At 65.1% G+C, this 495-nt stretch carries 1 protein-coding gene; it reads right to left on the bottom strand.

Annotated elements, in window-relative coordinates:
- Positions 1 to 366 (bottom strand): SDR family NAD(P)-dependent oxidoreductase (locus tag EN939_RS37380; RefSeq protein ID WP_127272147.1); only part of this gene is annotated, 366 nt, incomplete at its 3' end.
- Positions 367 to 495 lie beyond the last annotated feature (129 nt).

Genomic DNA, 495 nt, shown 5'->3' with positions numbered 1-495 from the left:
GAGTGTCGGCAAGGCCGCCTGCAGGCAGGGCAGCTGCGGGCGCACCTTTTCCTCCACGCCGCTGCCGATGTCGCTCAGGTCAAGCGCCGGGAAGGGGCCGAGGCCCTTGCCGCCGCTGGCCGCCAGCACCAGATGGTCGAAAGGACCGAGGCTCTCGAAGAACTGGCGGACCGCATCCGGCTTCGCGGCGTCGAAAGCAGCCTTCCCGGCAGCGCTGCCAAGGCTTTTCCAAGCGCTCTTCAGTTTGTCCTCGTTGCGCCCGGTGATGGTCACCTTCATGCCCGGGCCAAGCAGTTTTCGCGCCGTCGCCAGGCCGATGCCGGACGAGCCGCCGATGATGACGGTGTGTTCGATTGTCTTGGTCATGAATGGTCTTCCTTCGATGTGGGGGAGGCCGTGCCGATGAGATCAAGGCTCAAGGCTCGCAGACGTTGCCTTGCCTTGGCGTCATAGGCCTGGGTATCGGCGCGGGATTCCCGCAGGCCGTCGAAATAG

This window comes from Mesorhizobium sp. M7A.F.Ca.CA.002.05.1.1 (assembly GCF_003998335.1).
Lineage (GTDB): Bacteria > Pseudomonadota > Alphaproteobacteria > Rhizobiales > Rhizobiaceae > Mesorhizobium.
This window is presented reverse-complemented; position numbering and strand designations above follow the sequence as displayed.